The organism is Pectobacterium quasiaquaticum, assembly GCF_014946775.2.
GTDB lineage: Bacteria > Pseudomonadota > Gammaproteobacteria > Enterobacterales > Enterobacteriaceae > Pectobacterium > Pectobacterium aquaticum.
The window spans coordinates 2,938,143-2,959,658 of the sequence record NZ_CP065177.1 but is presented as its reverse complement, the minus strand read 5'-3'; the positions used below and the strand labels follow the sequence as shown (position 1 = coordinate 2,959,658).

The following is a 21,516-nucleotide window of genomic DNA, read 5'->3' as shown; positions in this document are numbered from 1 at the left end:
AGGTAGAGCATCTGCGGTTTAGTTTTTCAATACTGGAATAAGTAATTATCTGGATCGACCGGCTCGGGGAAAACGCGCTAAGAACTTTTGCGATGCGGTTATGATGTGCCAATTGAAATTCAGACATTGAGAAAACCGTTTCCTACTTCATTGGCAAGCCGCCTAATGAGCTGTTTTTCATCGACAGTGAGTTTATTCTGTTCAATATATTTCCAGTTACGCTCGTAGAAATTGAGTGCTTCACGATCGTTAAACTGGGCATCAGGGGCTAGATACCAAGCACAGTCTTTCATTTGTGGATAATCGGCAACTCTTATCATATGTCCCCCCGTCTAATTTTGTTCATTATACAACCACTTTTTTGCGCCTTCAAATTAGGCGCGTCGGCCCTGAAGGCGTGCCTGTGCAGGCAGGGCTGAGTTTACTCTCGGCTCTATTCAAACCATGGCAACATACGATCGCGAGACCATTTAGCGTATTGAAATAATTCGCTATTGATCAGGTTTTCATCAAAATGAAGCAAGAATTCGGGAGCCAGAGCATGGAATTCCTCTGGGATGCCAAGCCATTCCAACGTCTCTTCATGTTCTTCATGCTCAGGATCGTTAAGAACCTCGCGTAGCCGGAAATAACCCGGAATCCCGCCGCAATCTTCCGGTGGGCAGCCCCCTTCTCCGCCGAGGCAATGGAGAAAACCTGATTCATCATCGTCAGGATAAGCGCTATTTTCCAGCTCAATAACGTGTTCCCAGCTATCGCCAAAGTCATACACATAGTGCAGTGAGCTGCCTTTGCGTTTTAGCAGTGTATCCAGGCGATGCAGGCTCTCTTCCTCAACATTGTCACTGTGGTCAAGATCATTGAACGTATCAGTGAAGCGCTGTTTTTTATACATGAATTCATGCAGATGGCTGTCTTCCCATCCCATGACGATTTGCAACACATCATGTAGCCGGTCAAGCGTGATGTTGGCAGGAACGACAACACGTCGCCAGATAGTTGGTTGCGAATCCAAGAGTGAAACTTTTAGCTGGTAGCGTTTTAGCGACATGATGAGCTCTCTTTTGATAGGAGTGACTCATTGATGCTAAATGAAGCAGAATATGTTGTATAGCACAGTGTGCTGCCGAATAAATTGTGTTTTTACTTTTAGGCATTTTCGCTATCAAACCAATCACTACACACTCACGCCAAGCTGAGTTACCATGTCGGCCTGTTTTTAAATTGCTTGTGAGGTCGCAATGCGAGGCGTTGTCGCCGTTGCAGGCAGGTTATCCTTCAGACAGGAGTTGCTTTAATGTCCAAACAGCAAATTGGCGTTGTCGGTATGGCGGTGATGGGGCGCAATCTGGCGCTGAACATTGAGAGCCGTGGCTATAGCGTTTCCATCTTTAACCGTTCTTCCGATAAAACCGATGAAGTTATCGCGGAAAATCCGGGTAAAAAACTGGTGCCGTCTTACACCGTTGAAGAGTTTGTCGAATCCCTGGAAAAACCCCGCCGTATTCTGCTGATGGTGAAGGCCGGTGAAGCAACCGATAAAACGATTGAATCGCTGAAACCTTATCTGGAAAAAGGCGATATTCTGATCGATGGCGGTAACACCTTCTATAAAGATACGATTCGCCGTAACCGCGAACTGTCCGCTGAAGGGTTTAACTTCATCGGTACAGGCGTATCTGGTGGGGAAGAAGGCGCGCTGAAAGGACCTTCCATCATGCCGGGCGGCCAGAAAGAAGCGTATGAACTGGTTGCCCCAATTCTGGAGCAGATTGCCGCGCGTGCTGACGGCGAAGCCTGTGTGACCTACATTGGTGCTGATGGTGCTGGTCACTACGTCAAGATGGTGCACAACGGCATTGAATACGGCGATATGCAGCTGATTGCTGAAGCCTATGCATTGCTCAAGCAGGCACTGAATCTGAACAACGACGAGCTTGCTACAACGTTCTCTGAGTGGAACAAAGGCGAGTTAAGTAGTTACCTGATTGAAATCACTGCCGATATCTTCAAGAAAAAAGATGAAGAAGGCAACTATCTGGTTGACGTGATTCTGGATGAAGCGGCTAACAAAGGCACGGGTAAATGGACTAGCCAAAGTTCTCTGGATCTGGGCGAACCGCTGTCTCTGATCACGGAATCCGTTTTTGCCCGCTACCTATCTTCACTGAAAGATCAGCGTGTTGCTGCGTCTAAAGTGCTGACTGGCCCGACGGCTCAGCCATTCGGTGGTGATAAAGCTGAGTTTGTTGAGAAAGTGCGCCGTGCGCTGTATCTAGGTAAAATTGTTTCTTATGCTCAGGGCTTCTCACAGCTGAAAGCGGCATCAGACGAGAACAACTGGGATCTGAACTACGGTGAAATCGCCAAGATTTTCCGCGCGGGTTGCATCATCCGTGCGCAATTCCTGCAGAAAATCACCGATGCGTATGAGCAGAAAGCGGATATCGCGAACCTGTTGTTGGCGCCTTACTTCAAGCAAGTGGCGGACGAATACCAGCAAGCACTGCGCGACGTTGTCTCTTACGCGGTTCAGCAAGGTATCCCGACGCCAACCTTCTCTGCTGCCATTGCTTATTACGACAGCTACCGTTCTGCCGTGCTGCCCGCTAACCTGATTCAGGCCCAGCGTGACTATTTCGGTGCTCATACTTATAAGCGTACGGATAAAGAAGGCGTATTCCATACCGAATGGCTGGAATAATCGTTTCTTATGCTTAGATAGCACGGTTTGTTAATAAAACGCCAGATTAGGAAATATCTGGCGTTTTTTATAGTGCTGAATGAATACATGGATATCGTTAAGATATCTATGACTTTTTTTCTGCAATACTGTAAATTTCATTAAAGAAATCTGCTTTTTTACCGAGATCATTGCTGTTTATTACATCGGGATCTTGCTATTTTTAATTGTATTGCAAAAATCGAGTTGTAGTTTTGCTTTCTGGTGTTGCTTATCAGAGGTGGTTTGATCTCATCGATGGTTTGATCGCCATTGAACGGTAACGCATTACTGGGAGGATCCCAGTAACGGTCGGTAACGACGCAAAAATAGAGCGTTTTGCCGTTGTGCTGGCTGGAATGAAGGACGGGGTATGGTCTTTTTGACGGTACCCCACCCTGAAGTACTTCATGTTTAAAAGGAAATCGTAATGAAGAAAACGTTAATCACGCTGGCTGCGGTACTGGCTATGTCGTCAAACGCGTTTGCTGTTGATGGCGTCTCCAGCGCAACGGCTGCGGGTACCACGACCACCACGACGACCAGCGCAAGCGTTGGTGTTGCTGCTGGTGCTGCGGGTGCCGGTGCTGCTGCGGGTACCACTGCACTGATTGCAGTCGGTGTTGCGGCGGCTGTCGCTGTTGGTGTAGCTGTTGCTGTTGCCAGCAATGACAACAACAATACTACGACAACGACGACGAGAACCTAACGTCTCACTACTCCCAAGGCCACTTCGGTGGCCTTTCTTTTTCTGGGCTACGCGGTTCAACGAGAACTTCATCGCATGACAAGAATAAAACGAATAGCAGAAATGAAAGCGCTGATTGCTATCCCTCTTTTCTCAATTCTGTTGACTGGTTGTTCCCAAAATATGGAGCAAGTGGGCAAAACCTTCAAACTGGCATTTTGGGGCCAGGATGATACCCATGTGACGGCCAAACAGGTTGCCAATACACCGTATGCATCAGCTTACCTGAAAGTGGGTAAGGCACCACAGGCGTTTGTCGTGCTCGCTTTTGCTGAACAGAACCAACTGAAATGGATTGGGGCCGATAAAAATATGGTATCGACCCAACATGGCCGCCTGGTGAAAACACAGGGCTTCGGCGAAGACATTACCTATGTGGATAACCTGCACCAGGATCCCCTGACGTTAGGCCTGTTGAAGACATCGACGCCAATGACATGGCAAAGTCGAGTTGAATGGGCTCAGGTCTTCCGTGGGGGTTACGATACTCGGTCCGTTTTTCAGGCTCATGGCAAAGAAATCGTAAAAATTCTGGATACCTCACGTGAGTTGCTGCGCTTTGATGAGCAGGTCATCGTCCCTGCGTTGAATAAATCTTACACCAACAGTTACTGGCTTGATCCGACTAACGGAAGTGTGGTTCAAAGCCAGCAGTATATGGGGCCGAGTATGGCATTGGTTACATTCACCGTATTAAAACCCTACGCACAATAAGGGGCTGCAATGTTGGCACTCAATCGTATCGCGACCTTGTTGCTGCTGGTTTCCGGCGTTGCGACGTCTGCGCAACTGACGGTGAAATCGCCTCAAGAGACGGTCGCTGTCGTTAAACTCGACGACGGTACGCGTCTTGAAAAATTTTACGAACAGGTTCCCTGGCCACAGAATATTAACTGGCAAACCGCATTTATTTCTGATTTTGCGACGACGCAGAAAGTACGCGCGCAAGGGGATGTCTTACTGCAAAAGCTGGCGGAATTGGAAACGCGCTGGCGAAATTCAGGCGATGGCGATCTGGCGATCTCCGCTTGGCTGCTGAGAAAGACCATTAATCCGATTAATGTTGCTGGGCGTATCCGCACAGATTTGGATCCTGACCGCGTGCGCGTATATGCAGAAAATAATCGCCCTCTGGTGGGGGAATATGCACTGTATGTGGCACCTCATCATGACACGCTGTCCCTGCTCGGTCTGGTCAATACCTCCGCCGATGTGGGGGAACTAGAGACATCGGGGAACGTGGCGCTGCGTGCCGGATGGTCGGTCGAAAATTATCTTTCTGGACGTCGGCTCCTTGCGGGAGCGGATAACAGTTATGGTTATCTGATCGCGGGAAATGGCAAGTGGCGCAAAGTGCCGCTGGCGCTGTGGAATCGTCAGCACGTTGAACCCGCTGCGGGAGAAACGCTCTTTATTGGTTTTAACCCCTCAGTGTTGCCTCAGGATATGTCATCACTTAACGATCAGCTTGCTGACTATCTCGCTAACCGGACGCCACTCGAATGACAAAGAATAGAAACGTTAAACTAGGCTGTCTGTCGTTGGCGATTGGCAGCATCTTGAGTGCACAGGCGATGGCGGCTGAAACCGCAAGCCCCCGTACTGCGACCAACCCGAATCTGCGCTTTCAGCCTGCGGGAGTCTCGCAGTCTGATTTTGGTGGCACAGGTCTATTACAGATGCCTACGGCGCGTATGGCTGAAACGGGCGAGTTTAGCCTGAATTACCGTGATAACGAAGAATACCGACGCTACTCCATCTCCCTCCAGCTCTTTGACTGGCTGGAAACCTCTGTACGCTATACCGATACTCGTACTGCACCGTACAGTTTCAGTTCTGGTTTTAGTGGCAATCAAACCCATAAAGATAAAGGATTTGATATAAAAGCGAGATTGTGGCAAGAAAGTTATTGGCTACCGCAGGTCTCCGTAGGATTACGCGATATTGCGGGTACAGGGCTGTTTGATAGTGAATATCTGGTGGCTAGTAAGCGTATCGGCTCGTTTGATTTCACCTTAGGGATGGGATGGGGCAATATGGCTGAGAGTCGTAATATCAAAAATCCCGCTTGTTCACTGAAAGCCAGCTTCTGTCAGCGTAGCGAGGGTTATTCAGGTAAAGGTGGCCAATTTGAGGTCGGAAATTTTTTCCATGGCCCAGCCGCGTTGTTTGGCGGAATTGAGTACCAGACACCGTGGGATCCGCTGCGCTTAAAGTTGGAGTATGATGCCAATGATTACAGCCGAGAGTTTGCCGATCGTTACCGTAGTGAAAAAATCAAACAAGATTCTCCTTTCAACATCGGCGCAGTCTATCGCGTCGGCGATGTGCTAGATACCACGTTATCGTGGCAACGCGGCAACACCCTGATGTGGGGCTTTACCCTACGTACTAATTTCAATGATCTGAAGCCGAACTACTTAGACGATGCACCACCCGTCTATGCGCCGGTGCAGGATGGCAAAGGGACAAACTGGCAGCTCGTTTCGAAAGAGCTGAATGATAAGGCCGGCTTTAAGGATGCCGATATCTACGCGGACCAAAAACAGGTCACCATTGTTGCCGATCAGACAAAATATCGTGACAGCGATCAGGCAACACAGCGTGCGGCGACGGTATTGGCGAATCATGTACCGGGTAGTATTGATGAATACCACATTGTTCAGCGCAGCCAGCGTCTACCGATTGCCAGCACGGAGGTGGATGCCAAAGCGTTCCATCAGGTTAAGCAGGCCGCCGTCCCACTGGGTCAACCAGAACCTGAAACTCATCGTAAAGAGCTGGTATCCGATGTTCGTGGTCAGCAGGTGTTGCTCGCAGAGCCCGATCGTCTGACGTACTCATTAGATCCAACGCTGACACAGTCTTTCGGTGGCCCTGAATCCTTCTACATGTACCAGATTGCTCTGAAAGGTAACGTTGATTATCGTCTCAGCGATCACTGGAGCGTCGGGGGAACCGCGACGCTGAATCTGTTGGATAACTACGACAAGTTCAATTACAAAACGCCGCCGGCGGATGGGGCTGCGCTGCCACGCGTCAGAACCTGGGTGCGTGAATATGTGACCTCTTCCGATCTATTGTTGACCAATCTGCAATTAACTCGTAGGGATAACCCTGCGCAGGACTGGTATACCCAGGTCTACGGCGGCTATCTGGAAATGATGTACGCGGGTGTCGGCTCTGAGGTGCTGTATCGGCCGTTTGGTAAAAGCTGGGCGCTGGGGATGGATGTTAACTACGTCAAACAGCGTGACTGGAACGACATCATGAGAATGGCCGATTACGATGTGGTGACAGGCCATCTGACCGCGTACTGGGAATTGCCGTTTGTGGAAGGCGCGGTGGCGAAAGTGAGTGTGGGCCGTTATCTGGCAGGGGACAAAGGGGTTACCCTCGATCTGTCTCGCCGCTTTGACAGCGGGATTGTTGCGGGTGCCTTTGCAACCAAAACCAACGTCAGCGCCGCTGAATACGGTGAAGGGAGCTTCAGCAAAGGCTTCTACGTCTCCATACCGTTTGATCTGCTGTTCACTGAACCGACGGTGAAACGTGGGGCCGTCGGTTGGGTGCCGCTGACGCGTGACGGTGGTCAAATGCTACAGCGCCGTAGCTCGCTGTATGGTCTCACCGAGCACTAATCGATCTCCGCGCGTTTAGGGTATTAATCAAGCCCGTCATGGTCAGGTGCCACGACGGGCTTTTTTGTGCGTGTTGGCTTTGCGGAGTTAATTCATCTGGTAACTAATGTGAACTATTTCATTTGGTTATCGTTTGTATCTTAATCATCGAATGGTGAGGATTGCGCTTTTGGGGCTTAATTCTTAATTTGCTTGTAATTTAGCAACTTAATGGCGGATATCGCGACGGGCTGGGCGATTTTTAAGAAGAAATGTTTCCTGTGGGTAACGGTTGAAATAGTTTCGTCATGGAAGATTCATATAGCAAAACCTATTATCTCCTGCCGCAATGGCGAAATAAAACATAGCCATAGATCTTCATGGTAGTGCTAATAGGAGAGTGCAACCCGATGAATTTGCCTATTTCCGCTGTTATCTCGTTAATGATGAGCGCTGTTTGGTCTGTTCCTTTCTATGCCACAGCACAGGATAATCCTCTTGGTATCTATCAACTGATTCAGGAGCGGATGGTGTTGATGAAAGATGTTGCGGGGTATAAGGCTCGTCAACACCTGCCCGTTGAGGATCTAAAACAAGAGGAACGTATCTTGAGTAAGGCACGGGAGCAATCTGCTGCCGTTGGCTTATCCCCTCAGAGTACACCGCTGTTTTTTACTTCATTAATGAATGCCAGCAAAGCGATTCAGTATCGTTACATGGCGGATTGGCTTGCGACACCGGAGAGCGACTGGACGCCGCTTTCGCTGAACGACACCATTAGACCCACGCTACTCACGATTGATGACCAGCTCTTGGTGAGTATTAAACGTTATCTTGCGAATGGCGGGCATTTTGCGCCTCAGCAAGAGGCGACGTTTCTTTCTTCTATTAATGTTGAGCATCTGTCACAGAACGACAAACGCCAGATTTATGCGGCATTGAGTCAAATTGAACCAGACGGAAAATAGCTGAGTGGAGAGAAGACGATGACTTACCAATTATTGAAAGGGAGTGAACGCGGAAATATCGCTGACGCCGTGTACCGCGAACGCTGCGATGTTAATGAAAATGTTAGAGTCATGCTGGTGTTGCGTTTTACGACGCCAGATGATGAGTATTACACCGAACTACACGATAGCATCGATCCGCAATTTGGTGGCATCAACGCCAATAAACCGCTGTCGCGCGCCAGTTATGCCAGAAAGTTCGGCGCTGATGAGGCCGATCTAGAGCATGTCCGTGCGTTTGCGCGACATTATCGGCTATCTGTCGAGCGTGAACATGTTGCCAGCCGTACCGTCTTCTTGACGGGGACAGTGGCGCAAATGGAGCAGGCATTTCGCGTGAGCTTGGCCCGGTATGACCACAAACAGGGGGCATTTCGTGGCAGAGCAGGGGGAATTTATCTGCCTGAATACCTACAAGGCGTAGTTATCGCCGTACTAGGCCTTGATGAGCGTCTGGCGACAAACTGTTGCCTACGTATGAACGATGCCTTCTCCAATACGGCCAAAGGAGTATCAGGCTATACGCCACTCGAGTTGGCGGAGTTTTACCACTTTCCAGAACATGACGGCGCGGGGCAGTGTATTGGCATTATTGAATTGGGGGGCGGGTATCGCTTACCGCAGTTAGAGCACTATTTTAAACGCATGGGCGTCAAACCGCCGCAGATCGTTGATATTTGTGTGGGCGGCGCTAAGAATGCCCTTGCTTCCTCAGATGGCGACAAAGAGGTGAACCCGACAGATATCGAAGTACAGATGGATATCGAAATTGCGGGTACATTGGCACCTGCCGCTAAAATTGTGGTGTATTTTGCTCCGAATACCGATTCTGGGTTTTTAGAGGCGATTAACGCGGCGATTCATGATGAGAAAAATGCACCGTCGGTGATTTCGATTAGCTGGGGATCCAGTGAACCACGCTGGACTGCGCAGTCATTACAGGTGTACAACCTAGCCTTTCAGACCGCCGCGGCGCTAGGGATTACGGTGTGCGTGGCGTCTGGCGATCACGGCTCAAAGGATGGCGAACCACATGGTTTGCACGTCGATTTCCCCGCATCCAGCCCCTACGTTTTAGCCTGTGGCGGCACTCGCTTGCAAAAATCGATGGAAGAAACCACCTGGCATAGCCGAGACGGCGGCGCGACAGGCGGTGGCGTCAGCCGGCACTTCGCGTTGCCCGGTTGGCAGTTAGGGATGTCTCTGGTCGACAAATATGGCGGTCATCATCCTTTGCAACACCGTGGCGTACCGGACGTCAGCGGTAATGCCGATCCCGAAACTGGCTATCTGATAGAAGTTAACGGACGGGAAGGCGTTGTTGGGGGAACCAGCGCTGTTGCACCGCTGTGGGCGGGATTGCTGGCACGTATGCTCGCGTTAACCCATTCGGCCTCGCTGTTTATTCCTCCCTTGTTGTACCGTAACTGTAATAGCTGCAAGGATATTGTGCGGGGAAATAATGGGGCCTTTGTGGCCTCTGAAGGGTGGGACGCCTGTACGGGGCTGGGGTCGCCGGATGGAATGACGTTGCTCAGGCTGTTGCAGCGACTCGTGAGGCTCAATGGTAATGGCGTGCACGACAGCGACGACGGACACGGGCGGTGAGTCTGCATGCCTGAGAGGGCTGGCACAGGGACACGCCTGCTCAGGTGAGGACATTATCGGTGATATTCATCACAGATTGCCCGACCTCGGTTTGAGTCTGGGGCGGTTAGTAGATATAACCCGATAAGAAGGACGTGATCGGGCCTGGATCCGAGCGAAACCTGATACGACGCATGTTATTCAGACATGTTGGTATCAGGTTTTTTTTTGTTAACGCGAATAGGCTATACGTTTCCAAAGTGCAAAACAGCAGGTAAGGCCAGCGCGCCTTCCCGTCAGATAGGACGGCTGATGCGATGATCATTGAAAAAATACTGAGCAATAACGCCGTTCTGGTGCTGGCAGATGACCAACGGGAAATTGTGGTGATTGGTAAAGGCGTCGGCTTTGGCAAGAAAGTGGGTGATCCTATCGATCCGCGGCGCATAGAAAGCCAGTTCGTGAAGAAAAGCGACGGCATAGCGGATGTGCTGTCACAACTGCTGGCGGACATTCCGCCCGACTGTCTGGCGGTCACGCAGCAGATTATTACTCTGGCGCAAAAAACGCTACGGCTTGATGTCCAGGACACGTTATTTCTGGCCTTAAGCGACCATATTAACTTTGCTATTCAACGCTATAAGAAAGGGCAGACGATCAAGAACCTGATGCTGTGGGATATTCGCCAGTTCTATCGCAGTGAATTTACCGTTGGGTTAGAGGCACTGGAACTGATTCGCACCAGACTGGATATCGATTTGCCGGAGGATGAAGCGGGGTTTATTGCGCTGCATTTGGCAAATGCAACGAATAACAGCGATATGCAGAGCACGGTGCAAAGCGCGGGTATCATTAAAGATATTCTGACCATTCTGAAATATGATCTACACATCACATTTGATGAACATTCGCTTAATTATCAGCGCTTGATTACGCATCTGAAATTTTTCGCTCTGCGTTTGCTAAATCGGGAAACCGTGAACCACGGCGACGATTCTATCTATCAGGGGATCACTGAATTGATGCCGCGGGCCTATGCCTGTGCGATGAAGGTGTATGACTATGTGGAAAAAAATTACGCCTGCCATCTCACCACCGATGAGATCATGTTTTTGACTATTCATATTAATCGGTTACAACCCTCCCAAGCTTAATAACATGGGCTATGATGACGGGTACACCTGCGGTAATAATCGATACATAACGAAAATTAGGTAATGCCTCCAATGAGTAGAACATATATTTTTCGATGAAGTCTCCAATGGCTTTTTCGTGGAGCTCTATTGAATGCGAGAAGCAAATCGTTTTGCGAGCCAGCCTCTTGATTCGGTTACGGAAAGTCAGGTTGTTACGCTCAATGCACTGCGGAAAGATTTTACCCGTCAGATGCTTATCTTTCGGTACTTCTCTGGCATAGTTGCCCCAGTTATCACTGGTTATCATGCCAATGCTGAACGGCGTCAAAAGGGCCAGCAACTCCCGACATGTCTCATCGGTGCGTGGACCGAAGTAGGTCAGGCTGCCACACCCAGCACGACGAATAACCAGTTAGCGACGTCTCCGACTAGCCGCGCTGCTGTTTTTCACTCTGATCTGCGCCGTTTCCCTGCCGGTAGGCCAGCGATACCATCAGCGACTGCACCAGACACAGCGTGGCGGACTGTGAACGGAACGCATCAACCTGCGCTTCCTTCACGACAAAGCAAACGTCACTGAGCGTTGCCAGCGGACTGATCTGGCTGTCGGTAATCACGATTTGCCGCGCACCGGCCTTCGCGGCCATCTCGCTGACCATCACGGTTTCCTGTGAGTAGGGCGAGAAGCTGATGGAAACCACCACATCGCGTGAACTGACACGGCTGAGCTGTTCGCGAAACATGCCTCCCAGCCCGTTAACCAGAATGGGGCTGCTTTCCAAATGACTAAGCGCATAGGTGAGGTAAGTGGCGACGCTGAACGAGCGCCGCAGCCCGACGATATAAATCGTTTCCGCCTGAGCCAGCAAATCGACGGCTTTTTGCAGATCCTCTTGCGGGGTACGTGCCGCTAGCTGTTGCATCGCCTGCGCGTTTGAGCGGGCAAACTCATGCAGAATATCCAGCGGCGTTTCTGGCACGGCATCCGCTTCCATCGCTCGAAACAGCCGCGCCCGATCGGTATAGCTGGCGGTTTCTTCCACCAGATTCATACGGAACAGCTGTTTCATTTCGTTGAAACCGCTGAAATCAAAAGCGTTGGCGAAGCGAATCAAGGTTGAGGGAGGAACGTCAGCGCGCTCGGCGATCACCGCGACGGTATCGAAAGCGATGCTGTTGGTATTATCCAGCACATAGTGCGCTACCTGCTGTAACCGCTTGCTGAGCGAATCATAACGCTCGCGGATCTGTTCCTGTAATTCTCTCAGGCTGGTTGCCATGGGCATATCGGGTTATCTCCCAAAGACGTATAAGAACCTATCCCATTAGGGGCGATTGCATGACTGGCGCCTGAAACGGAACAGAAAATTCATTTCTGGATACGGCTGTTTTATCTGTACGACATTTCCGGCGGCACACCTTTTATCGATACGGCTATTTTCAGAGGCTGCTCGCCTGCCTTTATGGACAGCTGTCTTCAAGTTTACATAAAAATTCGCAGCGGATCACAATAATCAACATTTATTTTATTTTTACATTAAATGGAATATTCATTTCATATACTGTAATCCGATAGCAGCCGTTTGTCTCCTCAAAACCCACAAAGGTGTAAACATGGAAACCGTATCTAACTTCATTCAGGGGGCGATTGCCTCCAGCACCAGCCAGCGCTACGCCGCGGTTTACAACCCTGCGACGGGCGAGCAGATTCGCCAGGTTGTGATGTCTGATAAGGCGGAAGTCGAGCAGGCTATTGCCAGCGCGGCGGCGGCATTCCCTGCGTGGTCAAAACATTCTCCGCTGCGCCGTGCACGCGTGCTGTTTCGCTTCAAAGCGCTGCTGGAAGAACGCATGGATACGCTGGCCCGGCTGATTTCACAGGAGCACGGCAAGGTCTATTCCGATGCCGTGGGGGAGGTGACGCGCGGTCTGGAAGTCGTTGAATTTGCCTGCGGTATTCCCCATTTGCAAAAAGGTGAACACTCGGCGAATGTCGGTACCGGAGTGGATAGCCATTCACTCATGCAGCCGCTCGGCGTGTGCGTCGGGATTACGCCGTTCAACTTCCCAGCGATGGTGCCAATGTGGATGTTCCCGATTGCGTTGGCGACCGGTAATACCTTTGTGCTTAAGCCGTCGGAGAAAGATCCGTCGCTCTCGCTGCTGTTAGCGCAACTGCTGAAAGAAGCGGGTCTGCCGGACGGCGTGTTTAACGTCGTTCAGGGAGATAAAGAAGCGGTAGACGTCCTGCTGACCGATCCGCGCGTGCAGGCGGTGAGCTTTGTGGGATCGACGCCGGTGGCGGAATACATTTATCAGACGGCGTCGGCGCACGGTAAGCGCTGTCAGGCGCTGGGCGGGGCGAAAAACCACTGTATCCTGATGCCGGATGCCGACATGGATATGGCCGCCAGCGCGATTATGGGCGCGGCGTTTGGTGCGGCGGGCGAGCGTTGCATGGCGCTGTCGGTGGTGGTCGCCGTTGGTGATGACACGGCGGAAGCGCTGCATCAGCGTCTGAGCGCACAGATCAAAGCAATGCGCGTCGGGCCAGGCCTGGTGGACGGGCAGGAAAATGAAATGGGGCCGGTGATCAGCGCACCGCACCGGGCGAAGATTGCCGACTATATTCAAAGCGGCGTCGATCAGGGCGCGACGCTGCGTATCGATGGTCGCACGCTATCTGTTCAAGGGCACCCGCAAGGTTACTTTATCGGGCCGACGCTGTTCGACAACGTCACGCCAGAGATGAAGATCTATCAGGAAGAAATTTTTGGCCCGGTGCTGTCCGTGGTGCGCGTGCCGGATTACCAGACGGCGGTGACGCTGATTAACAACCATGAATACGGCAACGGTACCGCTATTTTTACCCGTGACGGCGAAACGGCGCGTCAATTCTGCGAAGAGGTGCAGGCCGGTATGGTCGGTGTGAACGTCCCGATTCCGGTTCCGATGGCGTTCCACAGCTTCGGCGGCTGGAAGCGCTCCATTTTTGGGCCGCTGAATGTTCACGGCAGCGACGGCGTACGCTTCTACACCCGTATGAAAACCGTCACCAGCCGCTGGCCCGCCAGCGTCCGTCTGGAACACCACGCCAGCAGCTTCATCATGCCCACGCTGGAGTGAGGATGTATGTCACGTTGGTAACGATAACAAGAGCCGAAAATGGGCTGCATCAATAATGTGTAGTTTTAGGGGGAACACGGGGATGAGGTTCCCGCAGGGACACCTCGCCCCGTGGTATACCCGTGTATCTCTATATTGCAGCAGGGATCAGTAGTTTTCATCCTCCCTTACGTGAAGGAGTAGATCAATGGATACGTGTCGCATCACCATGGCGCAGGCGCTGGTCAGGTTTCTCAACCAGCAATACCTCAGCGTAGACGGTGAAGAATCCCCCTTTGTGCAGGGCGTCATGACCATTTTTGGTCACGGCAATGTGCTGGGCATCGGCCAGGCGCTGGAGCAGGAGGCGAACCGTCTCACCGTGCATCAGGGGTGCAACGAACAGGGAATGGCGCACATCGCCGTCGGGTTCGCTAAACAGCACAAGCGGCGGAAAATCTATGCGGTGACCTCATCAGTGGGGCCGGGGGCGGCAAATATGGTCACTGCGGCGGCGACCGCCACCGCCAACCGCATTCCGGTGCTGTTGTTGCCCGGCGATCTCTTTGCCTGCCGCCAGCCGGATCCGGTTTTGCAGCAAGTCGAGCAATATCACGATCTGTCGATTAGCACCAATGACTGTTTCAAACCTGTTTCCCGCTACTGGGATCGCATTAATCGTCCTGAACAACTGATGAGTGCGCTGATTAATGCCATGCGTGTGCTGACCGATCCGGCAGATACTGGCGCGGTAACGCTGTGTTTACCGCAGGATGTGCAGGCGGAAGTCTGGGATTATCCGGCCTCGTTTTTCCGCAAACGCGTCCATCACCTTGAACGCCGCCCGCCGGATGCGGCACGGCTGGATGAGGCGGCTGCGCTAATTACCAGAAAGCGCCGCCCGATGCTGATTTGCGGCGGTGGCGTTCGTTATTCCGGCGCACATGATGCGCTGGCGCAGTTTGCCGAGCAGTTTGCGATTCCGTTTGGCGAAACGCAAGCGGGCAAAGGCGCGATCGTTTCCTCACACCCGCTGAACTGTGGCGGTATTGGCGTGACGGGGGGGCTGGCGGCGAATCGGCTGGCGCACGAGGCGGATCTGATTATCGGCGTCGGGACGCGCTTAACCGATTTTACCACCGGCTCCAAATCGCTGTTTCAGAACCCGAACGTCGAATTTTTACTGCTCAACGTTGCCGAGTTCGATGCGTTAAAACTGGATGCATTGCCCCTGATCGCTGATGCGCGTGTCGGGCTGGAGGCGCTGGCCGAACGGCTGGCGACGGCATCGTATCGCAGCGGCTGGCAGCAGGCCGTTGAACAGGCTCGCGCGGAATGGGAACGCGAGCTACAGCGGCTATTTACCGTGCAGGACAAGGGAGAACTGGTGCCGGAAGTGGTGGATGGGCTGGAAGACAAGCTGGATGAATATCGCCAGATGTTGAATACCCATCTGACGCAAACGCGCGTGCTGGGCATACTGAATGAAGAGCTGGAAGACAATGCGGTTGTGGTGGGCGCGGCGGGCTCGTTGCCGGGCGATCTACAGCGCGTGTGGCAGGTGAAAACGCCGGACAGCTACCATCTGGAATACGGCTACTCGTGCATGGGATACGAAATTGCGGCAGCGATTGGTGCACGCCTTGCGGCACCGCAACAGCCAGTCTACGCGATGGTCGGTGATGGTTCCTATCTGATGCTGCATACCGAACTGCAAACGGCGGTACAGGAAGGCATTAAAATCACCGTGCTGCTATTTGATAACGCGGGCTTCGGCTGTATCAACAACCTGCAAATGAGTCAGGGAATGGGCAGTTTCTGTACGGAAAACCGCTACCGCGATGCGGAATCGGGGCAACTGCGCGGGGCGCTCATTCCGGTGGATTTCGCCAAGAACGCGGAAAGCTACGGCTGTAAAGCGTGGCGGGTGCACGACGAAGCCTCGCTCAGGCAGGCGCTGACGGAATCACGCCAGCATGCGGGGCCTGTGCTGCTCGACATCAAGGTGTTACCGAAGACCATGACGCACGGCTATGAATCCTGGTGGCGCACTGGCACGGCGCAGGTTGCGGATAACCCAGAGATTGAGTCTGCGGCCAATAGTGTGAAAGCCGCGCTCTCCCGTGCCCGTCAGTACTAGGTGAATTTCCCTGCGTCACGGTCTCTTAGTCACAATGATGTAGAGTCGCTAGTGGGGTTAGGCGTTATCCGGCGTAAAAAATTATGCTGAGGAGATAGCTGGCTTAGGATGAGCCGCATGGACGCGGCTCAAGCTTGCGCCACGTCGGGAGCGTGTCGCAAGCGGTCCGTTAAGCCTGATACCGACGAAGGCATCGCGTAGCGACATAATTTAGCCGGAAGCCAGGGTTCACAGGGCGACGGCGACTGAGCCGCCCTGTGTCGGGCGCGTGCTACGAAGTAGCATGGAATGGTGGTATTGCTGCGCACGAAACCGTTCCGAATCTGCATAAAAATTTGACGAAGGGATCGCTTATGCAAATGGCGTTTGCGATCTCGTTCTGTATGGTGCTTTCCTCCTCCTGTACATAAGAAATCTAATTGAAATATTCATTTCATTTTCAAACCACGGTTTCATTTTCCTTCCCGCTGTGCGCTAGCGTCTGACCGATCCTCTGACATTCCGGTATACCGCCACAGACATACATCATTAGATGTGTGATTGGGGTTGCAGAAAACAGCGAAGATGTCATGAAAATGTTAACTGGCACGCAAAAATATAATTTTCAATTTATACAAAACTGAAATAAATGTTTTATTTTACCTATCAGGATTCGCGGTAAAGAGCGGGTGATGATGGGGCTGGGGAGAATGCGACTAGCCGTTATCCGTCACTTTTTCAGTCTGGCATTAAACGCCACTCAGGCAGCAAGGGAGCACCTATGTTTAACATCGCTTTACTGGGCGCGGGCCGCATCGGTCAGGTCCATGCAGTGAACATCGCGGCACACAAAGAAACCAACCTGTACGCGGTGGTCGATCCCAACCCAGCCAATGCCACGGCGTTGGCTGAACGCTACCATACCAACGTGCAAACCGTGGATGAGGTCATGAACGATCCGGCGGTACACGCCGTTCTGATTGCGTCCGCGACCGACACGCACGCCGACCTGATTGAGCTGGCTGCCAAACATGGCAAAGCCATTTTCTGTGAAAAACCGGTGCATCTGGATATTGCCCGCGTTCGCGATTGCCTGACCGTTGTCAAACAGCAGAACGTGCCGTTGTTTGTCGGTTTCAACCGCCGCTACGACCCGCAATTCCGTCGCGTCAAAACGCTGGCTGGTGAAGGCCGCATTGGCAAGCCGGAATCTCTCCTGATTATCTCTCGCGATCCGTCGCCGCCGCCTGCTGAGTACGTCCGCGTTTCCGGCGGGATGTTCCGCGACATGACGATCCATGATTTCGATATGGCGCGCTTCATTATGGGCGAAGAACCCGTGTCGGTCTTTGCGCAAGGCAGCAATCTGGTCGATCCGGCGATTGGTGAAGCGGGCGACATCGATACCGCATTCATCGTGCTGAAATTCGCCTCTGGCGCGATGGCGACCATCGTCAACAGCCGCCGCTCCGGCTACGGCTACGATCAGCGTCTCGAATTGCATGGCGCGAAAGGCGTGCTCAGCGCGGGTAACATCCGCGAAAACGTGGTTGAGCAGTGGACCGACGACGGCTGTCTGGCGGCGAAACCCGAATACTTCTTCCTGCAACGCTATCACGCCGCCTACGCGGCAGAGTGGCAGCACTTTGTCGACGTGCTGAATGGCCGCACGCAGCCGGAATGCTCCGGGCTGGACGGCGAGCGTGCGCTGAATCTGGCGGATAAAGCCTTTGAATCACTGGCTCAAGGCAAGGAGGTCGCCGTGTAACCGTATCGGCATCGGCACATCGCGTTTTACCTGCTTTCAACCCTACACCCATACTCATAACAGAAGCAGAGAAAAGACATATGAAAAAGATCATCAGCGTTTCCGCAATCGCCATCGCACTGGGTCTGTCTGGTTTTGCTCAGGCCCAAAATGAACAAATCGTTTTCAGTACGCCGAATCTCGCTATGCCGTTTGAAGTACATATGCAGCGCACCGCTGTTAAAGCCGCCAAAGAACTGGGCGTGAATTTGCAGGTGCTGGATGGGCAGGGCAGCTCACCGAAGCAGGCCGCCGACTTGGAAAATGCTATTACGCGTGGGGCGCAGGGCTTTGTTGTATCGCCGAATGACGTTAACGCGGTGTCCAGCGCCGTGACCGACATTCAGGATGCCAAGCTGCCCGTGGTGACGCTGGATCGTTCGGTAAAAACGGAAAAAGCGGTGCCGCACTTTGGTGCCAATAACTATAAAGGCGGTCAGGCGATTGCCGACTATGTCAAAACCAAATTCCCGAATGGCGCAGAGATCATTCTGCTGACCGGTCAACCGGGTTCGTCTTCTAACATCGAGCGTACGCAGGGGATTCGCGACAGCCTGAAAGCGGGTGGCAGCAAATACCACATTGTCGCGGACCAGACGGGGAACTGGATGCGTTCCGAAGGGATGCGCATCGTGGAAAGCGTTTTTCCTTCGCTGCCTAAACGCCCGCAGGTGATCCTCTCTGCGAATGACGACATGGCGCTGGGCGCGATTGAAGCGTTACAAGGGCAAGGCCTGAAACCTGGTGAGGTAATGGTAACCGGCTTTGACGCCGTGCCGGAAGCGCTGGCTCGCGTACGTGACGGCTGGCTGGCCGTGACTGCCGATCAACGTCCGGGCTACGCGGTGACCACTGCGTTGACGCAGTTGACCAACAACATCCGCAGTAAAGCGCCTATCACCGGGGCAGACTACCAACCGACCATGATTACCAAAGATAACCTGAACGATGCCGAACGTATTGGCGAAGCGGGTAAATAAGTCGTTTTCTACGTAATCAATAAAGGTATTCAGCAGGCCGCGTTCGCGCGGCCTTGCGGGAGGAAGGTAAACATGACGGAACCCCTACTGAACATTACCAATCTGGCAAAGAGCTTCTCAGGCGTTTGGGCGTTGAGCAACGCGCAACTGACCGTACAGTCGGGAGAGATTCATGCGCTATTGGGAGAAAACGGCGCGGGCAAATCGACGCTGTTGAAGGCGCTGGCAGGGGCGCAGCCGCAGACCAGCGGCGACATCTGGTTTGGTGGCGAGACGCTGTTACCGCTCGAATCGCCCGTTGAGCGCCAAAAGCGGGGGATTATCACCATTTATCAGGAATTTAATTTGCTGCCCAATATGAGCGTGGCGGAGAACATGTTCCTGGGACGCGAACCGCAAAGCAGCGGGGTATTCGTGGACGCGCTGGCGGTGAATCGCGAGGCGAAAGCGGTACTGGATTATCTGAAATTGAACATTGCGCCGACGACGCAGGTCGCGCGTTTGAGCGTGGCACAGCAGCAGATGGTGGAGATCGCCAGAGCACTGACGCTGAACGCCAAGCTGATTGTGATGGATGAACCGTCGGCGGCGCTAAGCGACAGTGAAGTCGACAGCCTGCACCGTGTGGTGCGCGAGCTGAAAGGGCGTGGTGTGAGCGTGGTGTATGTCACGCACCGGCTACACGAAGTCTTCCAACTGTGCGATCGGTTTACCGTGTTTCAGGATGGCCGCTACACCGGTTCCGGCGATGTTGCCAGCACGAATGTGCAGGAGATTATTCGTCTGATGGTCGGCCGTGACGTGGTGTTTAACCGCCGTCCGCCTTCGGAAACGCATCATCAGGATAAGCCGGTACGGCTGGCGGTGAAGGGCTTAAGCCGGGAAAAACCGCCGCTGGATGCGCACGGCATCGCGCTGAAGGATATCAACTTCCAGGTGCATGCGGGCGAAGTGCTCGGTATTGCCGGGCTGGTAGGCGCGGGACGTACGGAAATCGCACGTTGCCTGTTTGGTGCTGACGCATTCTCTACCGGTGAATTTGTGCTGGATGACGAACCCTATTATCCCTCCACGCCGCTGCATGCGCTGTCGCAAGGCATCGCGCTGGTGCCGGAAGACCGCAAGAAAGAGGGCGCAGTGCTGGGGTTGTCGATCAGAGAAAATATCTCGCTTTCCAACCTCTCGTCGCTGATGCGCTGGCGCTGGTTTGTCGACACCCGTAAGGAGGACGACCTGATTGAGGCCTACCGTCAGGCGCTGCACATCAAGATGGTGAACAGCGAGCAGGAAGTGCGCAAGCTGTCGGGCGGTAACCAGCAAAAGGTGATTCTTGCCCGCTGTATGGCACTGAATCCCAAGGTATTGATTGTGGATGAGCCCACGCGCGGCATCGATGTTGGCACCAAGTCTGAGGTGCATCAGGTGCTGTTCGATATGGCGAAACGGGGCGTCGCCGTGATTGTGATTTCCTCCGACCTGCCGGAAATCATGGCAATTTCCGACCGCATTATCACGCTCAGTGAAGGGCGGATTAGCGGGGAAATTCATGGCGATGACGCCACAGAAGAAAAACTGATGACGATGATGGCCATTTGCCACGACGCATTACACGCAGCATAACGGAGGTGACGCATGTCCCAGCAGCCGCTTTCTAAGAGCATTACGCCGTCCAATCCGCGCGGACGTTTTGACCCAATCGCCTTTTTTGAACGCTTTGGCGTGTTTATTTTCATGATTCTGCTGCTGATTTTCTTTCAGTCGCAGAACAGCAATTTTCTGTCCGAGCGTAACATCACCAACATCCTGACCGAAGTCTCCATCTACGGGATCATGGCCGTAGGGATGACGTTCGTTATCCTGACTGCTGGGATCGACCTGTCTGTCGGCTCGATTCTGGCGGTGTGCGCCATCACCGCCGCTTCGGTGATTAAAGGCGACAACTTCACCACCGTCGATCCGGATGCCTGGTACGGCTTGAGCTGGCTGGTTGCACTGGGCGTCTGTCTGGCGATGGGCACCTTCATTGGCTTCCTGCATGGTTTGGGTGTCACCAAACTGCGCCTGCCGCCGTTCATCGTCACGCTAGGCGGGATGACGATCTGGCGCGGATTAACGCTGGTGATGAACGACGGTGCGCCGATTGCTGGCTTTGACTCCGGCTATCGCTGGTGGGGGCGAGGCGAGATCCTGGGTATTTCGGTACCGATCTGGATCTTCGCACTGGTCGCTTTGCTCGGTTATCTGGCGCTGCATAAAACCCGCTGGGGCCGCTTCGTGTACGCCATCGGCGGCAACACCGAAGCCGCGCGGCTGGCTGGGGTGAACGTGCAGCGTGTGTTGGTCAGCGTTTACGTCGTGATTGGCTGTCTGGCCGGGCTGGCGGGTTTCATTCTCAGCGCCCGTCTCGGTAGCGCAGAAGCGGTTGCGGGGATCACCTTCGAGCTGCGCGTTATCGCCTCGGTGGTTATCGGCGGTACCTCGCTGATGGGCGGCTATGGCCGGATCAGCGGCACCATTATCGGCTCGATCATCATGGGGATTCTGATTAACGGACTGGTGTTGATGAACGTATCGGCCTACTACCAGCAGATTATTACCGGGTTAATTATCGTGCTGGCCGTGGCGTTCGACACCTACGCCAAGAGCCGTCGCGGCGCTATCTGAGCCACACCTATACCGACTCTT

Annotated in this window: 17 protein-coding genes and 1 pseudogene; 14 read left to right on the top strand and 4 right to left on the bottom strand. The window is 53.0% G+C overall.

Features of this window, described 5'->3' with window-relative positions; all coding sequences use genetic code 11:
- Positions 1 to 119: 119 nt before the first annotated feature.
- Both IG609_RS13545 and IG609_RS13540 read right to left on the bottom strand, forming a co-directional pair.
- Positions 120 to 320, bottom strand: a complete 201-nt coding sequence (locus IG609_RS13545; protein WP_193400909.1) for a hypothetical protein — start codon at positions 318 to 320, stop codon at positions 120 to 122.
- Positions 321 to 433: 113 nt separating this feature from the next.
- Positions 434 to 1,051: a plasmid pRiA4b ORF-3 family protein gene (locus IG609_RS13540; RefSeq protein WP_193400908.1), complete on the bottom strand. Its 618-nt coding sequence runs from the start codon at positions 1,049 to 1,051 to the stop codon at positions 434 to 436.
- Positions 1,052 to 1,297: 246 nt separating this feature from the next.
- Between IG609_RS13540 and gndA the strand changes: the two genes are divergently transcribed.
- The 8 genes from gndA to licT all read left to right on the top strand — a co-directional run bounded on the left by gndA (position 1,298) and on the right by licT (position 10,838).
- Positions 1,298 to 2,704, top strand: a complete 1,407-nt coding sequence (gndA, locus tag IG609_RS13535; protein ID WP_193400906.1) for an NADP-dependent phosphogluconate dehydrogenase — start codon at positions 1,298 to 1,300, stop codon at positions 2,702 to 2,704.
- Positions 2,705 to 3,152: 448 nt separating this feature from the next.
- Positions 3,153 to 3,431 carry a hypothetical protein gene (locus tag IG609_RS13530; protein ID WP_193400904.1) on the top strand — a complete coding sequence of 93 codons (279 nt, stop codon included), beginning with the start codon at positions 3,153 to 3,155 and terminating at the stop codon, positions 3,429 to 3,431.
- Positions 3,432 to 3,506: 75 nt separating this feature from the next.
- Complete coding sequence (locus IG609_RS13525; RefSeq protein ID WP_193400901.1) at positions 3,507 to 4,184, top strand: YjbF family lipoprotein; 678 nt, start codon at positions 3,507 to 3,509, stop codon at positions 4,182 to 4,184.
- 9 nt (positions 4,185 to 4,193) lie between these two features.
- A complete protein-coding gene (locus IG609_RS13520) occupies positions 4,194 to 4,976 on the top strand; it encodes a capsule biosynthesis GfcC family protein (protein ID WP_193400898.1) in 783 nt (260 codons plus the stop codon).
- Positions 4,973 to 7,111 (top strand): YjbH domain-containing protein, encoded by a 2,139-nt coding sequence (locus IG609_RS13515; RefSeq protein ID WP_193400896.1) that lies wholly within the window; start codon positions 4,973 to 4,975, stop codon positions 7,109 to 7,111. Before IG609_RS13520 ends, IG609_RS13515 begins: the two co-directional genes overlap by 4 nt.
- Before the next feature lie 389 nt (positions 7,112 to 7,500).
- Positions 7,501 to 8,058, top strand: coding sequence for a chorismate mutase (locus IG609_RS13510; protein ID WP_193398983.1), 558 nt, complete (start codon positions 7,501 to 7,503; stop codon positions 8,056 to 8,058).
- A gap of 18 nt (positions 8,059 to 8,076) precedes the next feature.
- Entirely contained in the window at positions 8,077 to 9,705 is a 1,629-nt protein-coding gene (locus tag IG609_RS13505) for a S53 family peptidase (protein ID WP_193400894.1), read from the top strand.
- A gap of 296 nt (positions 9,706 to 10,001) precedes the next feature.
- Entirely contained in the window at positions 10,002 to 10,838 is an 837-nt protein-coding gene (gene licT / locus IG609_RS13500; protein ID WP_193398981.1) for a BglG family transcription antiterminator LicT, read from the top strand.
- A gap of 76 nt (positions 10,839 to 10,914) precedes the next feature.
- Here licT and IG609_RS13495 read toward each other — a convergent pair.
- Both IG609_RS13495 and IG609_RS13490 read right to left on the bottom strand, forming a co-directional pair.
- Positions 10,915 to 11,208: pseudogene (locus IG609_RS13495) on the bottom strand (IS1 family transposase); the annotation flags it as partial.
- A 40-nt stretch (positions 11,209 to 11,248) separates the two neighbouring features.
- Positions 11,249 to 12,106: a MurR/RpiR family transcriptional regulator gene (locus IG609_RS13490; protein ID WP_010281425.1), complete on the bottom strand. Its 858-nt coding sequence runs from the start codon at positions 12,104 to 12,106 to the stop codon at positions 11,249 to 11,251.
- 328 nt (positions 12,107 to 12,434) lie between these two features.
- On the opposite strand from IG609_RS13490, the gene IG609_RS13485 reads away from it, so the two are divergent.
- The 6 genes from IG609_RS13485 to IG609_RS13460 all read left to right on the top strand — a co-directional run bounded on the left by IG609_RS13485 (position 12,435) and on the right by IG609_RS13460 (position 21,495).
- The gene (locus IG609_RS13485) at positions 12,435 to 13,946 is read left to right on the top strand and encodes a CoA-acylating methylmalonate-semialdehyde dehydrogenase (RefSeq protein ID WP_193400892.1); all 1,512 of its coding nucleotides are present in this window, start codon (positions 12,435 to 12,437) and stop codon (positions 13,944 to 13,946) included.
- A 187-nt stretch (positions 13,947 to 14,133) separates the two neighbouring features.
- A complete protein-coding gene (gene iolD / locus IG609_RS13480) occupies positions 14,134 to 16,065 on the top strand; it encodes a 3D-(3,5/4)-trihydroxycyclohexane-1,2-dione acylhydrolase (decyclizing) (RefSeq protein WP_193400890.1) in 1,932 nt (643 codons plus the stop codon).
- Positions 16,066 to 16,825: 760 nt separating this feature from the next.
- Entirely contained in the window at positions 16,826 to 17,812 is a 987-nt protein-coding gene (gene iolG, locus IG609_RS13475) for an inositol 2-dehydrogenase (RefSeq protein WP_193400888.1), read from the top strand.
- Between the two features lie 80 nt (positions 17,813 to 17,892).
- Positions 17,893 to 18,831, top strand: a complete 939-nt coding sequence (locus IG609_RS13470; RefSeq protein ID WP_193398976.1) for a substrate-binding domain-containing protein — start codon at positions 17,893 to 17,895, stop codon at positions 18,829 to 18,831.
- Positions 18,832 to 18,903: 72 nt separating this feature from the next.
- A complete protein-coding gene (locus IG609_RS13465) occupies positions 18,904 to 20,451 on the top strand; it encodes a sugar ABC transporter ATP-binding protein (RefSeq protein ID WP_193400887.1) in 1,548 nt (515 codons plus the stop codon).
- 12 nt (positions 20,452 to 20,463) lie between these two features.
- Positions 20,464 to 21,495: an ABC transporter permease gene (locus tag IG609_RS13460; RefSeq protein ID WP_119880195.1), complete on the top strand. Its 1,032-nt coding sequence runs from the start codon at positions 20,464 to 20,466 to the stop codon at positions 21,493 to 21,495.
- Positions 21,496 to 21,516 lie beyond the last annotated feature (21 nt).

What these genes read in the sequence shown, in the direction of transcription:
- IG609_RS13465 (WP_193400887.1), top strand. Translation starts at nt 18,904, where the DNA reads ATGACGGAACCCCTACTGAACATTACCAATCTGGCAAAGAGCTTCTCA.
- IG609_RS13515 (WP_193400896.1), top strand. Translation starts at nt 4,973, where the DNA reads ATGACAAAGAATAGAAACGTTAAACTAGGCTGTCTGTCGTTGGCGATT.
- IG609_RS13460 (WP_119880195.1), top strand. Translation starts at nt 20,464, where the DNA reads ATGTCCCAGCAGCCGCTTTCTAAGAGCATTACGCCGTCCAATCCGCGC.
- licT (WP_193398981.1), top strand. Translation starts at nt 10,002, where the DNA reads ATGATCATTGAAAAAATACTGAGCAATAACGCCGTTCTGGTGCTGGCA.
- IG609_RS13505 (WP_193400894.1), top strand. Translation starts at nt 8,077, where the DNA reads ATGACTTACCAATTATTGAAAGGGAGTGAACGCGGAAATATCGCTGAC.
- IG609_RS13530 (WP_193400904.1), top strand. Translation starts at nt 3,153, where the DNA reads ATGAAGAAAACGTTAATCACGCTGGCTGCGGTACTGGCTATGTCGTCA.
- IG609_RS13510 (WP_193398983.1), top strand. Translation starts at nt 7,501, where the DNA reads ATGAATTTGCCTATTTCCGCTGTTATCTCGTTAATGATGAGCGCTGTT.
- gndA (WP_193400906.1), top strand. Translation starts at nt 1,298, where the DNA reads ATGTCCAAACAGCAAATTGGCGTTGTCGGTATGGCGGTGATGGGGCGC.
- iolD (WP_193400890.1), top strand. Translation starts at nt 14,134, where the DNA reads ATGGATACGTGTCGCATCACCATGGCGCAGGCGCTGGTCAGGTTTCTC.
- IG609_RS13540 (WP_193400908.1), bottom strand. Translation starts at nt 1,051, where the DNA reads ATGTCGCTAAAACGCTACCAGCTAAAAGTTTCACTCTTGGATTCGCAA.
- iolG (WP_193400888.1), top strand. Translation starts at nt 16,826, where the DNA reads ATGTTTAACATCGCTTTACTGGGCGCGGGCCGCATCGGTCAGGTCCAT.
- IG609_RS13520 (WP_193400898.1), top strand. Translation starts at nt 4,194, where the DNA reads ATGTTGGCACTCAATCGTATCGCGACCTTGTTGCTGCTGGTTTCCGGC.
- IG609_RS13490 (WP_010281425.1), bottom strand. Translation starts at nt 12,106, where the DNA reads ATGCCCATGGCAACCAGCCTGAGAGAATTACAGGAACAGATCCGCGAG.
- IG609_RS13525 (WP_193400901.1), top strand. Translation starts at nt 3,507, where the DNA reads ATGACAAGAATAAAACGAATAGCAGAAATGAAAGCGCTGATTGCTATC.
- IG609_RS13470 (WP_193398976.1), top strand. Translation starts at nt 17,893, where the DNA reads ATGAAAAAGATCATCAGCGTTTCCGCAATCGCCATCGCACTGGGTCTG.
- IG609_RS13545 (WP_193400909.1), bottom strand. Translation starts at nt 320, where the DNA reads ATGATAAGAGTTGCCGATTATCCACAAATGAAAGACTGTGCTTGGTAT.
- IG609_RS13485 (WP_193400892.1), top strand. Translation starts at nt 12,435, where the DNA reads ATGGAAACCGTATCTAACTTCATTCAGGGGGCGATTGCCTCCAGCACC.